The sequence below is a fragment of the Wolbachia endosymbiont (group A) of Ischnus inquisitorius genome (assembly GCF_964026985.1).
GTDB classification, from domain to species: Bacteria; Pseudomonadota; Alphaproteobacteria; order Rickettsiales; family Anaplasmataceae; genus Wolbachia; species Wolbachia pipientis.
Genome location: NZ_OZ034715.1, coordinates 1,355,281 through 1,369,153 on the forward strand (window position 1 = coordinate 1,355,281; position 13,873 = coordinate 1,369,153).

Below are 13,873 nucleotides of genomic sequence, written 5' to 3' on the forward strand. Positions count from 1 at the left end.
TTTACTTAGGCGTACGGTTTAGGGGACAATGAACTCATCTGAACGGATACAAACTTAACCTAACTCATCACCACCCGGCAATGGTGGCAAGCCAAATGCTTCTCTCTTTTCGTTGAGCGTCATGAAGCTTGCGTTTTCTACGTATTTCCACAACTTTTGTCTTTTTTCCATGAGAATTTCTATTGCATCTTTGTCATACGACAAGCACAGATCTTCACCAAATTTTGGTGTTAGCCAAGAATTCAGGTGACAGATAATATTTTCTAGCGTTGGTAAAACCGTCTGCTCCCAGAGGGATAAGCGTGCTTCGACTAAATTGCTATAAGTGTTATCACCCGGTATGCCAAGCAATTGCGGTGGAACGCCAAAAGCTAGCGCAATATCACGAGCTGAGCTGTGTTTGGACTCAATAAAATCCATATCCCTCGGCGAAAGACTCATCTCCTTCCACTCCAAGCCTCCTTCAAGCAATATCGGTCTTCCAGCGTTTATAGAACCTGAATAATGATCATTTATCTGCGCTTTTAAGCGTTGGTACTGCTCTTGACTTAAACTTCCACCACTTCCATCTTTCGCTGATTTCACAACTATTGCACCACTTGGTCTTGCCCCATTTTGCAACATCGCTTGATTCCAAGCACCCGCCTGATTATGCTGATCTATGCTATACGCAGCTGCCTCAATTGGTGATAGCCCATACCAATCATTCAAAGGGTTAAAGGTCTTTAGGTGCAACACTGCTGAACGTCCGGTTAGTTTATCAACTTTAAAGTCATAACTGTTGTTATTTATGGCATAACGATAGTTATAAGGAACGTTATTTCTCCCTGGAACAATTTCAACCCTATCGGGGCGCAGAAGATAAAGCTCTGTTGGTGGTTTTCTATTGTTCTGCGACTCAACCATCAATATATAAGAATTGCCGTTAACTAACCGATAAGTTACAATCCCCTCAATAAATTCCGATTTTGATGTCATTGGATTAGGAGAATAAAGTAATTTCAGTAATGGATGGGCTTTTAATTGTGATTTTCCCTGATCAGTAAGCTGGCAGAGAGTAAAAGGTACCGAAGATGCAGCACTTGCAATCATATTGATTGCTCGAAAGGCAATAACATTTTTTATGTAACCTTCCTCAGCAAAACTTACATAATCACGCTTACTCCAACTTGGCTCCATCATTAGCTGCAAAGCAGAATATTTAGTAAATACTGCGCTTTTTTTTCTTTGAAAAATATTGAGATTCATATATGCCTCATGAAAGATGTTTAAAAGTTAAAAGTGTTTTAGATTCTGTAGTTAAACTAAGACATAGATCCCAGTGTCACGCACTGGGATGACGGAAGGAAAGCACTTGGGTGACAGGAAAAGAACGCACTGCTATACTAAAAAAAAAGAAATAGAACATGATAGAATGGCTAATATCTAATCAGCTTATTGATTATAACTGCGCTGTAAAATCTATGGAAGAGAAAATTCAACAAATTCACAATAATTCAGCAGACGAATTGGTATGGCTACTCCAGCACCCTCCACTTTACACTGCAGGAATCAGTGCAACAGCTGATGATATTGTTGAAAAACTATTTCCCATATATAAAACAGGAAGGGGTGGTAAACACACATATCATGGTCCAGGACAGCGCATTATATATTTAATGTTAAACCTTAAAAAAAGAAACAAATGCGATATAAAGCTATATATTAGAGATCTAAGTAAGTGGATCATAAATGTTTTAAAGCAATTTAATATACTTGGAGAGTTTAGAGAAGATAGAATAGGCATTTGGGTAAACCATAACGGAGTAGAAAAAAAAATTGCAGCTTTTGGTATTCGCTTAAGAAAATGGGTAACTTATCATGGCATAGCGCTTAACGTCTTTCCAGACCTCTCTCACTATAAGGGTATTATTCCTTGTGGGTTGCAAGGTTATGGCGTCACGTCAATGGAAGAACTAGGAGTGAAAGTTCCACTCTCTGAATTGGATGATATACTAAAAAAAGAGTTTTATAAGATATTTTAATGATTGTTTACCTTTTATATTTCATTCTCACTTTATGTGCTAACACAGGTATTCATGCAATCGACCAAGTTGATATTATTGCTCCTTCTTCGAAGGGAAAAGAATCAGATCTGACTACTATAAAAGAATATGTAGAAGCTTTGGATTTTAATCCCCATATTTCGGAGAAAATATATAGTAATGATAATCCATTTTATTCCAACTCTGATGAATTCAGAGCAAATGATTTGATTAGTGCACTAACCGGTGATAGTAAAATAATCTGGTGTATCAGAGGAGGAGAAGGGGCTTCTCGGTTAATTCCCTATCTAGAAAAGTTACCCAATGATAAAAAAGAAAGGATTGCTCAAAACAAAAAGATCCTCATAGGCTATAGCGATATAACTGCCTTGCACATCCATCTACAAGCTAAATATGATTGGCAAACTCTTCACGGCACCATGTTGGAAATGATAGTAAATAACTCCGTTTCTGAAAGCTCTGTTGAAAAATTGAAAGAGTTAATTCTTAACAAGCGGGATTCTATCAGATTTGATAACCTAAAGACGATAAATAATGGCATTAGACTAAAAGATGGCAGATTAGAGTCTAAAATCATCGGTGGTAATATGACTTTAGTTGAAAACAGTATAGGAACTGTTTGGCAAATAAATGCGAAAGGTAAAATTCTATTTTTAGAGGACATAAGAGTCTACCCATACGCAATAGAGCGCAGTTTAGATCACCTAAAACAAGCTCACATCTTTGATGGAGTACATGCAGTAATCTTTGGGGATTTCGTTAACTGCTATAACGATAACCTTGTTGAAGTTGTAAAAGAAAGGTTTGCAAAAAGTGTTAACTTTCCTGTATTTACTATGAAAGGGGTAGGCCATGGACATACAAATGATCCTTTACCTTTTAACACTCACGCTATTATTAGCGTTCAAGACGAAAAAGAAGGTTTGTTTTTTATGGACGTGCAAAATGTTAGCTAATCTTATAGCTAACGCGAGCTCTACGTCATACCGCCGCAGTATCTCTTAGCCGCTAACACGTACTTAACCGTCATACCGCGATTCATTCGCGGTATCTCATCCGCTAACAAGAGATCCCGCTAACATGTAGCGGGATGACGAATTGCTTAACCGTCATACCGCCGCAGACCGTCATACCGCCGCGGTATCTCTTAGCCGCTAACACATAGCGGAATGACGAAGTTATCGTCATGCCACCGCGAACCGTCATACCGCCACGAACTGTCATACCACCACGAACCGTCATACCGCGATTCATTCGCGGTATCTCTAGATCCCGCTAACACGTAGCGGGATGACGGTTGTCAGGGTGTCATGCAAGTAGCTGACTACTTGGATCTGGTAGGCTTAAATCACAATGCCCGTAAAGCTGCGACCCTAGAGCTACTATCTCTCACCCACTGCAAATATTGCACGGTACTATCCACTTGATCATCGTGTCGAGTTTCAGGAAACATTAAAATCTCATACTCAAAATCGTTCAGCCATACTGCTTGGTGCGGCAGAAAAACCTTGCCAGACTCTATAATCGGAACAATTTGATAAAATCGAGTGAGTTTGTCATCATGTGGTACTATTTCGATAATTGGTAAATCACTGTTTGTTTTTAGCTCTTGCACCAATTGCTGACCACTTGTTTTTGCTTCGATTAAAATTGCGTGCGGTGTCCATCTTGCAGCTAGTGACAGAACTTGCTCTTTAAGCTTTGGATACTCAAGCTTTGCGCGATATACATCGAGTAAATAGAATTTATTGCCCACTTTTGTCCAGGTGGTGCAGACGCTAAAGTTGCTCATGCTGCTTGTTGAAACTGCAGTGTCCCAGCTCTGAGTGACATATGAGAGACTATCAGAAAAATTTCTATAGCGCTTCAGCCACTCTCGTTTAATTATACCACTTGAAAGTGGCAGAGGGTTTTGTTGATATTGTGCAGCAAAAGCGTAACTTCCAAGTTCAACCTTTATCATCTCAACTTCTTCTTTTCCTCCATCTAGGTGGTATAGCAACTGACCTTCTTCTCTTAAGTATAGTATTTTTGCAGGTAATGCTGTTTTATTTCTGGTGTACTCATTTATAGTTGACCAAGCTATTCTGGTGACAGGAACAGGAGGCGCTGGCTTTTTGATTGAATAAGTAATCTCCTTATTTTCAGCTATTATTGGTAAACAAATATGATGCCATATGCTTTTCGGTTTGGAGAGAAGGTGTCCGGTCAAATCTTCCAGGTGGAGCCTATGCATCACAAGAACAATTACTCCTTTTTTTCTATTGTTGAGCCTGGCTACTAAAGTCTGGTCAAACCAATTTGTAGCACGCTTTCTAAACGTTTCACTCAAAGCTTGGGCGGGACTCAGTGGATCATCCACGATGATGAAATCACCACCTTCACCCGTTAACGTCCCTCCAACTGACGTTGCGATTCTGTATCCTCTCTGCACTGTTTGAAATTTGTATTTGGTATTCTGATCTTTGGATAGTTCTACCTCTGGAAACAGCTCTCTATACCAACTAGACTGCATTATGCATCTTGTATCGAGCGAGTGCTTTTCGCTAAGCAGCCGAGAGTAGCTTGCAACTATAGCTCTTTCCACAGAAGTCCGGATATGATAAGATTAAGGATAGATGGCGATAAGGAGGTTGGATGCCGGCAGCATATAGTTATGATTTAAGAAAAAAAGCAATGGAAGCACTAGACGAAGGGGAAAGCAGAGAAGCAGTGGCAGCAAGATTTAAAATTGGACGAACTACTTTGTGGGAGTGGCAGCAAAGAAAAAAAGAAACAGGCGACTTTCAGTCAAAAAAACTCAGTAATGGAGGTTACAATCAGAAAATTATCGACTGGAATAAGTTTATCGAATTTGCTAAAAAACACGGTAGAAAAACTCTGTCGGAAATGGCTAAACTTTGGGGCAACGTTAGTATCCAAACGATCCACCGAGCTCTCAGAAAAATTGGATTTACGCGCAAAAAAAGACATATGGATACAAGGAAAGGAACGAAGAAAAACGTGCTGAATTCTTAAAAATTATAGCAACAAAAGAACCAGAAAACTTAGTGTATATAGATGAGTCTGGGATTGATAACACGGAGGACTATCCATATGGGTATTGCCAGAAAGGACAGCGATTTTATGCCCTAAAATCTGGAAAAAAAACTCAACGAATCAGCATGGTTGCAGCCTTAAGTAGAAGAAAGATAGTTGCTCCATTAACATTTGAAGGCCACTGTAATATGGATATTTTTAATGGATGGTTTGAGCAATTTTTGGCACCGATCTTAGAACCTGGACAAACTGTCATTCTTGATAATGCTACTTTTCATAAGTCTGATAAGCTTATCAAGCTCGCTAAAGGAGTCGGTGCAGAAATTTTGTATCTGCCGCCTTATTCTCCAGATTTTAACAAAATTGAGCATCATTGGTTTGCTATAAAAAACAGAGCCAGGAAAAACATTCCTCTATTCGAATCCTTTCGTCGTGCTGTTGATTCTGCCTTCCTATGACCTATTCGGACTATTATGAGAAATGCTATATTATTCTTGCAGTTGGCTGATTTCCCAGTATCCATGCGGGCCACGCAACACTTACACATATGGACTTCATCGAGCGCGGAGGCATATTGAATATTATTCGTTTCACTTCACCAGCGCTCGCTGCTTCCAGCCTATCTGCTATGACTTTTATGTACCGATAATTATTATACTCACACCCCGGCACTACCGTTTGAAAGCATAACTCAATGAATTTTAGAAAGTTCATGATATAATGTTGAAACCAGCGCGTGACGCTGGGATGACAAAAAAAGGAGCACTGGAATGACAAGGCTATAGGTTGCAAGCGAGACGTCATACCGCCACGGTATCTCGGCAGATCCCGCTAACACGTAGCGGGATGACGAGGCTTATCGTCATGCCACCGCGAACCGTCATACCGCCGCAGACCGTCATACCGTCACGGTATCTCTAGATCCCGCTAACACGTAGCGGGATGACGGTTATTGTTTAGCTATAAATGTTAAGAAATTTACCAAACGAAAAAAAAGGCAAAAGAAGCCCCGTGGTGGTTGGCTATTCACTATGTACTAAAATATCGGCGTTTTTTTTATTCTAAAACGCTTGATTAAGAGCGATTTAGCTGCTTTTAACTTGCAACTAACCTACACCGCAAGTGTTTAAGAAATTTACTAAGCAGGAAAAAAGGCAAAGAAACCCCGTAGTAGCTAGCATTCAAATTCTCCCTTGTCAATTTGACGTTTTTCGCTGTCTTAAACGCTTTGTAAGCGCGTTTCGGCTTATATAGGTAAAAACCCAGAAATTTTTAAAGACATGCGATGCACGTAGTGCGAAAAATTAAACATGAGACGCCAAATACCCTAAGTTTTTTGTCATTAACCTGCACAGATTGCGAAGATAAATAAATAGCCTCAGTTTCATGATAAGGGGACTGGCAAGGCTTGTCAAGCAAGTTTTTTGCAATATCAGGGGATAATTTCGACCATAAATCCCTATCAATAAATTTTAACAAAAATACTTCAGTGCATTTTCAAATATAAGCATTCCATCGCCATATTTTGGCACAGCAACACCTAAACGCTTGCTCTTTTCTTTTTCAAGGGGCCAATTATCTTGCTGGGTAAAAAATATTCCCCTTTCTGGATGGGGCATTAAAGCTAGCACTCTTCCACTTTTATCTGATAAAGCTGCTAGGTCGTATGTAGATCCATTCGGATTGTAAGGAAATTGTAGGTTAGCATAGTTGCCATTTTTATCAATGTAACGTAATGCGGTGGAATTGCTCTCAATCAATTGGTTCAAAATATCTTGATCCATAAAAAATTTGCCTTCCCCATGAGCAACAGGGAGATATAGTTCACTCAGACCCCGTAGCCAAACAGAATTACTCTGCGGATTAACTCTCACTCTAATCCAGCGGCATTGGTAATTGCCTATATCATTATGGATTAAAGCTAGACTAGAGAATTCTGGAATTAATTTTACTAATATCTGACAACCATTACATATTCCTATAATCAGCTTGTCCTGAGATAAAAACTCTTGAAACTCATCCAACAAGTTGTTTTTAATACGTAAAGCAAACGCATTACCAGCACCAGTGTCATCACCATAGGAAAAACCCCCTGGAATTGCAAGTATATTGCTTAATTTCAGTTCACCTGGATTATCTATGATATCGTTAATGTGAACGATTTTTACTTCAATATTACCAATACCAAGTTTTCTGCTGCATTCCATAAATGCAAATGCAGTTTCTTTTTCGCAATTTAAGCCATAACCAGATAGGACTGTGATTTTCATGAATTGCTAAAAATTAAAAAATTCGAATTTCCTTTTTACAAAATTTGCTACTAAATTTAACGCAAATAACATCAATAATAAAGCTATAATTGCGATAGCAGCAAGTTCAACAAATGCAATTTCAGGATTGCTTGACCATATGTATATTTGCACAGGTAGAACAGTTGCCGGATCGAAAAAGGACGTAGGTGTATCAGCAATAAATGCCACCATACCCATCATAAGTAAAGGAGAAGATTCACCTAAAATCCTTGCAATTGCAAGCACAGTACCATGTATTATTCTTGGTAACGCAATCGGTAAAGAGTGATCTAATATCACCTTGATGTGAGGTGCACCGAGCGCAAACGCTGCATCTTTTATCGTAATAGGAACATTCGCAAAGGCATTTTTTGTTGCAATTATAATATTAGGTAACATCATAAATGAAAGAGTCATTCCACCAACAAGTGGTGAAGAGCGTGGTAGCCCAAATATGCCAAGATAGAGAGTTAAGCCCACTACACCAAATATTATTGAAGGCACTGCAGCAAGATTATTCATGCTAATTTCTACAATATTAGTCATTAGCCTATTTTTAGGCATAAATTCGTAAAGACAGATGCCCGACATAATTCCTATTGGTAATGCTAATGCTAGGCACACTATAATTGTCATTAATGAACCGATAAATGCCCCTAAAATCCCTGCATTCTCAGGTTCACGAGAGTCAGATTTAAGGAATAAAGACTTATTAAAAAATTTTTTCACTCTCCTCTTTTCTTTTAGCCAATCAAGTAATTTAGCATAACGATCATTCAAATATTTATCTTTATTTATTGAATTAATTATACTTGACGCGGTAAACCAGATCTCATATTCACCACTATCTTTTACTTTCTTACGAAAAAATTTCTCTAGTTCTTTGTAAGAATTACGACTTAAAATTTCGTCACCGTCTTTAAAATCAGTTCCTCCAAACACCTTACGTAAAGAATCGTTGAGTAAGCCAATGGACTTATACCGCAAATCACTAGGATTACTCGCCAAAGCAAGATCAGCATTTATTTCAACTGGCAATAAAATTTTCGTTACTGTTAAGGCACTGTAAGAGTTAACTAATATACTCAACAATATACACACAGGACAGCCAAGTGAGATAACTAGTGCCGTGAAAGAACAAAAGCGTAGCGCTCTGTTCTTTTTATTTTTCCTTTTTATACGAGCATGTACACGCCTTGACTGAAGTAATTTAAGGAATTTTTTCTTTATACTCATTTACTTTTCTTTACACGAGGATTTGAAAAAACTTTCCCCTTTTTTGTCATGCAAGTAGCTGACACTGGGATCCAGCAGGCTTTGCCTGCAAATAATTTTTACATTTTCCATGAAAGCACAAACCAAAAGGAGAATAATGAATGCTGGATCCCAGTGTCGGAGCACTGGGATGACACCACAGCGGGAGGCAAACACAATGTTCGTACAGTTGTGTGTCACACACTGGGATGACAAGAGAGAGTTCTGAGATGACACAATTGACATCACTCCCTATTGTATCTACTTAGATTTCTTTTTAACATAAGTAGTACGCTCTTTGATCCTTGCAGCTTTTCCAAATAGTTTGCACAGATAATACAGTTTTGCTCTACGAACCTTTCCTTTTCTTGTCACTTGCACTGAAACCAGTGCAGGAGAATAAACAAAAAACTGAGACACTATACTTTCTCCATGGCTCACTTTTCTGACTGCAAAAGAAGAATGTAACCCGCGGTTCCTTTTTGATATACATACACCTTCAAATATCTGTATACGTTCACTTGTACCGTCAACTACTTTAAAAGTGACCTTCAAATCATCGCCAGGACGAAATTCTGGTATTTCTTTAGCTAACACTTGCATTTGCTGTTCGTTAAATTTTTTAAGTAAATTTGTCATTTATCTCTCCACTCAATAATTCAGGCCTACGCTTTTTTGTTATAACATGAGACTGCTTCTGCCTCCAATCACTTATTTTTTTGTGATTGCCAGATAACAAAACCTCAGGTACTTTATATCCCTTCCACTGCTCAGGTCTAGTATATTGAGGATATTCAAGTACACCACCACCATAATTAAAACTTTCTTCAGTAATACTATCGGTATTATTTACTACACCTGGAAGAAGTCTAATGCATGCATCAAGAACCACCATTGCAGCTGGCTCACCTCCTGAAAGTATATAATCTCCAATACTTAACTCATAAGGAGTATACGCATCAATTATCCTTTGGTCAATACCTTCAAATCGACCACACAATATTGTTATATGAGGAAACTCTAATAATTCTCTGGCAATATTCTGATTAAACTTAGTTCCAGATGGAGTCATGTAAATAAACTTAGTGTTTTTATGAACAGAGAGCATACTATCTACTGCATCACCAACTACATCAGAACGCATAACCATTCCTGCTCCACCTCCATATGGAACATCATCCACAGTTGAATGTTTATCTTTCGCAAAAGAACGAATATTTATTACTTCAAGGTTCCATATTTTTTTTTCTAACGCTTTTCCGGCAAGAGAATAGTTCAAAAACCCCGGGAACATTTCTGGGAATATGGTTAATATTGTAACATTGAATGCCATTAAGGTTTATTTTAAGTTATTTGGGGCTATACTCTAAGAATAGTAAATTGATATAATATATAGTTAAATTAAACATGTCACTGAATAAAACGATATACGAAGGTAAAGCGAAAGCCATTATTGAAACTGAAGACTTATCAATTGTCATACAGCACTTTAAAGATGATGTTACAGCATTCAATAAGGAAAAATATGAAATAATCGATGGTAAAGGAATAATTAATAATCATATTAGTGCTTTTATCATGGAAAAGCTTGAGAAAGCAGAAATTAGCACACACTTTATAAAAACTCTAAACGAAAGAGAACAGCTAGTCAAAAAACTCAAGATAATACCTCTTGAGGTAGTAGTTAGAAATGTCGCAGCTGGCAGCTTTTGCAAACGTTTTAATATCAAAGAAGGTGAGAGGCTTGCATCTCCTATAATCGATTTTTTTTACAAAAATGATGACCTAGCCGACCCAATGGTAAGTGAAAATCACATACTGTATTTTGATTGGCTATCTAGCAAAGAAATGGATGAAGTTAAAACTACAACTTTAAAAATCAACGAAATATTAGTTCACCTATTTTCAAATGCAAGTATATATTTAGTTGATCTCAAGTTAGAATTTGGCAGATTAATAAATGACAGTACTAAAATCGTTTTAGCTGATGAAATTAGCCCTGATAACTGCAGATTATGGGATAAAAATACTTATAAAAAGCTAGATAAAGATGTCTTTCGTTTGAATTTAGGAGATTTAAAGGAAGCATACCTAGAAGTTGCAAAAAGACTGTCAGTAAAGTTAGGTTAACTAAATACTACTCTATCAAGTGGAGGGTTACATGCCTCATCAAGTTTTCCAATAATTTCAATTTTTTCTCCACGTTTTTGGAAATGATTTTTCACGTTTTGCATATTCTCAGAACTTACGATCAATACCATACCAATACCACAATTAAATGTTTTTAGCATTTCTTTCTTCTCTATTTTACCCTCCTTTGTTAGCCATAAAAATATATCTGGCCATTTCCAGGAATTAATGTCTATGTTTGCAAATAAGTTTTTTGGAAGAATTCGCGGAATATTGTCTACCAAACCACCACCCGTGATGTGCGCAATACCTTTTACTTGTGACATGATAGGCAGCAAAGAATCAACATATATTTTTGTTGGTTCAAGTAGTATTTCACTCCAAGATTTATTATTCCATAGAGATGTATCGTTATAATTTATACCTAAGCTTTTGAAAACATGGCGCACTAAAGAAAACCCATTTGAGTGAATTCCACTTGACTCTAAGCCAACTATATAATCACCTGCTTTCATCATACTACAGTTTGGAAGAATTTGCTTTCGATCAACTACACCAACCACAAACCCTGCAAGGTCATAGTGATTATTACCATACATTCCAGGCATTTCTGCAGTTTCCCCACCAACCAATGCTATTTTAGCTTGCTTGCACCCCTCTGCAATGCCCTTAACCACAGATAATAAAACATCTTTGGTCAAAACGCCTGTTGCAAAGTAATCAAGGAAAAACAAAGGCGTTGCTCCTTGTGCAAGTAAGTCATTTACACACATTGCAACTAAATCTATACCTATAGTATCATGTTTATTCACTTCTTGAGCTATCAACAGTTTCGTACCTACTCCATCAGTTGAGGAAACGAGTACTGGATGGTCATACTTCTTACTTAGTGCAGCAAAATCAAATAACGCAGAAAATGAACCTATTTCGCTGATTACTTCTTCTCTAGTAGTTTCTTGAGCAATAGGCTTGACTTCTTTTATTAACTTATTATATAGTTCAATATCTATTCCTGATCTGGTATAAGTATTCATAATCCTTTTATAAATTTTAAAATTGTTAATACTATATTAATGCCTTGATATAAAAAGTGCAACGAAACTTTCTCTTAATTGACTATTATATACTTACCAATATAGGGTAACTTAAATCATTTATAATTATCCAATGAACGAAAATACCAAAAACATACTGTTAATAACGGAACTGCTATCAGGACGGCTGCTTCATGACTTTGCTAACTCTATGAATGGAATAACGTTTGGCGTAGAAGAGCTTGAAGTAATAGATAAGAATGATGCTGATGCGCAGAAGGAAGCGTTGTTGTTTCTTAAAGAAAGCTCCGATGATTTAATATATAAACATAAAGTTATGAAGCAGGCATATTCTTCTTCAATGGATAATTATAGCTTTGATAAGACCAAATCTAATATCGAAAATTATTTATTAAAAAAAAAAAAAAAGTAAAGCTTACGTGGAAAATAGACGCATACTCTGCAAAAAATAAGGAAGATTTAATTGAAAAGATAAATAAGATAATTTCTAATATGGTGCTAACTATAGCCAGTGCAGTGGCGGAAGTTGAACTAGTATCTGTTTTACTGAGTCAAACAGAAGATAAAATGCTATTAACTATAAAAATTCTAAATGAACACAAACCAATAAGCAAATCATTAGTAGACAAATTAATCAAAAAAAATGACACTAATTTAAATACAAAAGATATTAATATCTATATGACCTCTTTATTATTAGAGTACTATAACACTGAAATGCATTATACTTGCGAAAATAATTTGCTGGAAATAGGTTTAACTATAACTTGAGTTGCATATTTGGTTATTACAACTTTTTCTTCGTGTCAAGGCATTCCCCGACAAGGGGTACCAAATCTAATTTTTGTAATCACTTAAGTCTAGTACTATTTTATTAATGTAGCGCTCATTTGCATCTTTGATGATAAACTTCATACCATTTTTATATTTAATGACTTCATCTACAGAAGGCACTTTACCAGCAATCGAAAGAATCAAACCACCAAGTGTAACATAGTCTTCTTCAGGGTCACGTAATTCTATTTTTAGATCCTCTTCTATATCTTTTATAAGAGCCCTTGCTGATACTTCAAACTTATTTTGAGACAATTCAGTAATGGTATATTCTGAATTTATTTCGTTTTCACTATCAATGTTTGGTATTAGTTCCTCTATAAGATCAGTCATTGAAATTAAACCATCAGTTCCACCATATTCATCCAATACGATAGCTAAGCATGATTTAGAAGAGTTCATCCTAACAAAAAGATTAGTTGTCTTCATCGAGGGTGGAACAAATATTACGCTTTGTATAATATGTTTCAGATTAAAATTTTTATCCCTATTAAAAATAACATCTTTTACATAAAAAAAGCCTATTACGTTATCAAAGTTATTTTTATAAATTGGTATTTTAGTGTGGCAAGTGTTTTTTATCTTCTTTATTATTTCACGCTCGCTTGACTCAATGTCTACTGCGCATATCTCTGTACGTGGAGTCATTATATCCATTATACCACAATCGCGGAATTTTAATAGACCATTAAATATATTAAGTTCTGGCAGATCTTTCATTAATGCCTCAGTCGCACACTTTTTCAACACAGAAGCTTTTTTGAAAAGGAAGAGAAAAATTCTATATGCTATTTTTTCTACTAAGGTTCTTTTTTTACTCAATTTATTCCCTGTAATGGCAAAAACGTTTTCAGATTAGATTTATCAAGAAAACTGTTATTAAATGTTTAATAAGCATGTGAATAATGTCAAATTAATTTGTGAATTATTTGTTGATATAAAATACCAACAATTGATCAACAACTTTTTCAACAACATATACATAGTTGTGTAACAATGCATGATGGTAAAGTATTTTCCATAAAAGAAAATTACTAACACTCTAAACACCTTACTTATACACATAAATCATAACAGAAAATCAATAATATACGAAAGTTACTCACATATTTATCCACAAGTTGAACAACGCCAATTTTTACTGAACTTTAAGTTAGTAACAAGTTATTGATAGAACTATTATTATTACTATACTTTAATATACAAAAGAATAAATAGAATAGAT

At 36.3% G+C, this 13,873-nt stretch carries 14 protein-coding genes and 2 pseudogenes; 7 read left to right on the top strand and 9 right to left on the bottom strand.

Translation table 11 applies throughout. The features are described 5' to 3' along the window. Nucleotides 1–54: 54 nt before the first annotated feature. Entirely contained in the window at nt 55–1,248 is a 1,194-nt protein-coding gene (locus AAGD90_RS07040) for a phage portal protein (protein ID WP_341821914.1), read from the bottom strand. A 158-nt stretch (nt 1,249–1,406) separates the two neighbouring features. On the opposite strand from AAGD90_RS07040, the gene lipB reads away from it, so the two are divergent. Together lipB and AAGD90_RS07050 are read left to right on the top strand one after the other, a co-directional pair. Further along, a complete protein-coding gene (gene lipB, locus AAGD90_RS07045) occupies nt 1,407–2,024 on the top strand; it encodes a lipoyl(octanoyl) transferase LipB (RefSeq protein WP_341821915.1) in 618 nt (205 codons plus the stop codon). Next, on the top strand, nt 2,024–3,001 hold the full coding sequence (locus tag AAGD90_RS07050) for an LD-carboxypeptidase (RefSeq protein ID WP_341821916.1): 978 nt from the start codon (nt 2,024–2,026) through the stop codon (nt 2,999–3,001). Before lipB ends, AAGD90_RS07050 begins: the two co-directional genes overlap by 1 nt. A 392-nt stretch (nt 3,002–3,393) precedes the next feature. Here the strand turns inward: AAGD90_RS07050 and terL are convergent. Beyond that, nucleotides 3,394–4,626 (bottom strand): annotated as a pseudogene (gene terL / locus AAGD90_RS07055) (phage terminase large subunit); the annotation flags it as partial. 56 nt (nt 4,627–4,682) lie between these two features. Here terL and AAGD90_RS07060 point away from each other — a divergent pair. After that, nucleotides 4,683–5,542 (top strand): IS630 family transposase gene (locus tag AAGD90_RS07060; protein WP_341821861.1). Its coding sequence is split into 2 segments (ribosomal slippage): nt 4,683–5,007 and nt 5,007–5,542, totalling 861 coding nucleotides; the frame shifts between segments, so codons are not numbered across the junction. A gap of 28 nt (nt 5,543–5,570) precedes the next feature. Here AAGD90_RS07060 and AAGD90_RS07065 read toward each other — a convergent pair. From AAGD90_RS07065 to pstA, 3 genes and pseudogenes are all read right to left on the bottom strand, one after another. Continuing rightward, a pseudogene (locus AAGD90_RS07065) lies at nt 5,571–5,798 on the bottom strand (hypothetical protein); the annotation flags it as partial. Nucleotides 5,799–6,556: 758 nt separating this feature from the next. After that, nucleotides 6,557–7,354: a phosphoribosylformylglycinamidine synthase subunit PurQ gene (locus AAGD90_RS07070; protein ID WP_264373734.1), complete on the bottom strand. Its 798-nt coding sequence runs from the start codon at nt 7,352–7,354 to the stop codon at nt 6,557–6,559. Between the two features lie 6 nt (nt 7,355–7,360). Beyond that, complete coding sequence (pstA, locus tag AAGD90_RS07075; protein ID WP_341821918.1) at nt 7,361–8,611, bottom strand: phosphate ABC transporter permease PstA; 1,251 nt, start codon at nt 8,609–8,611, stop codon at nt 7,361–7,363. A 48-nt stretch (nt 8,612–8,659) separates the two neighbouring features. On the opposite strand from pstA, the gene AAGD90_RS07080 reads away from it, so the two are divergent. Then, nucleotides 8,660–8,842 (top strand): hypothetical protein, encoded by a 183-nt coding sequence (locus AAGD90_RS07080; RefSeq protein WP_341821919.1) that lies wholly within the window; start codon nt 8,660–8,662, stop codon nt 8,840–8,842. Between the two features lie 48 nt (nt 8,843–8,890). On the opposite strand, the gene rplS is transcribed toward AAGD90_RS07080, so the two are convergent. Both rplS and trmD read right to left on the bottom strand, forming a co-directional pair. Next, nucleotides 8,891–9,268 carry a 50S ribosomal protein L19 gene (gene rplS / locus AAGD90_RS07085; RefSeq protein WP_006279489.1) on the bottom strand — a complete coding sequence of 126 codons (378 nt, stop codon included), beginning with the start codon at nt 9,266–9,268 and terminating at the stop codon, nt 8,891–8,893. Next, on the bottom strand, nt 9,252–9,962 hold the full coding sequence (gene trmD, locus AAGD90_RS07090; RefSeq protein ID WP_007549279.1) for a tRNA (guanosine(37)-N1)-methyltransferase TrmD: 711 nt from the start codon (nt 9,960–9,962) through the stop codon (nt 9,252–9,254). The genes rplS and trmD overlap by 17 nt, the downstream gene beginning before the upstream one ends. A 74-nt stretch (nt 9,963–10,036) precedes the next feature. Here trmD and purC point away from each other — a divergent pair, with 74 nt between their 5' ends. Next, nucleotides 10,037–10,759 carry a phosphoribosylaminoimidazolesuccinocarboxamide synthase gene (gene purC, locus AAGD90_RS07095; RefSeq protein ID WP_010081959.1) on the top strand — a complete coding sequence of 241 codons (723 nt, stop codon included), beginning with the start codon at nt 10,037–10,039 and terminating at the stop codon, nt 10,757–10,759. Here purC and purM read toward each other — a convergent pair. Then, nucleotides 10,756–11,793 (bottom strand): phosphoribosylformylglycinamidine cyclo-ligase, encoded by a 1,038-nt coding sequence (gene purM / locus AAGD90_RS07100; protein ID WP_007549277.1) that lies wholly within the window; start codon nt 11,791–11,793, stop codon nt 10,756–10,758. The genes purC and purM overlap by 4 nt on opposite strands. Nucleotides 11,794–11,926: 133 nt before the next feature. Between purM and AAGD90_RS07105 the strand changes: the two genes are divergently transcribed. Further along, nucleotides 11,927–12,226: a hypothetical protein gene (locus tag AAGD90_RS07105; protein ID WP_341821920.1), complete on the top strand. Its 300-nt coding sequence runs from the start codon at nt 11,927–11,929 to the stop codon at nt 12,224–12,226. Nucleotides 12,227–12,330: 104 nt separating this feature from the next. After that, entirely contained in the window at nt 12,331–12,585 is a 255-nt protein-coding gene (locus AAGD90_RS07110) for a hypothetical protein (protein ID WP_410529980.1), read from the top strand. A 66-nt stretch (nt 12,586–12,651) separates the two neighbouring features. Here the strand turns inward: AAGD90_RS07110 and AAGD90_RS07115 are convergent, their stop codons facing one another. Continuing rightward, entirely contained in the window at nt 12,652–13,470 is an 819-nt protein-coding gene (locus AAGD90_RS07115) for a transporter associated domain-containing protein (RefSeq protein ID WP_341821921.1), read from the bottom strand. Nucleotides 13,471–13,873 lie beyond the last annotated feature (403 nt).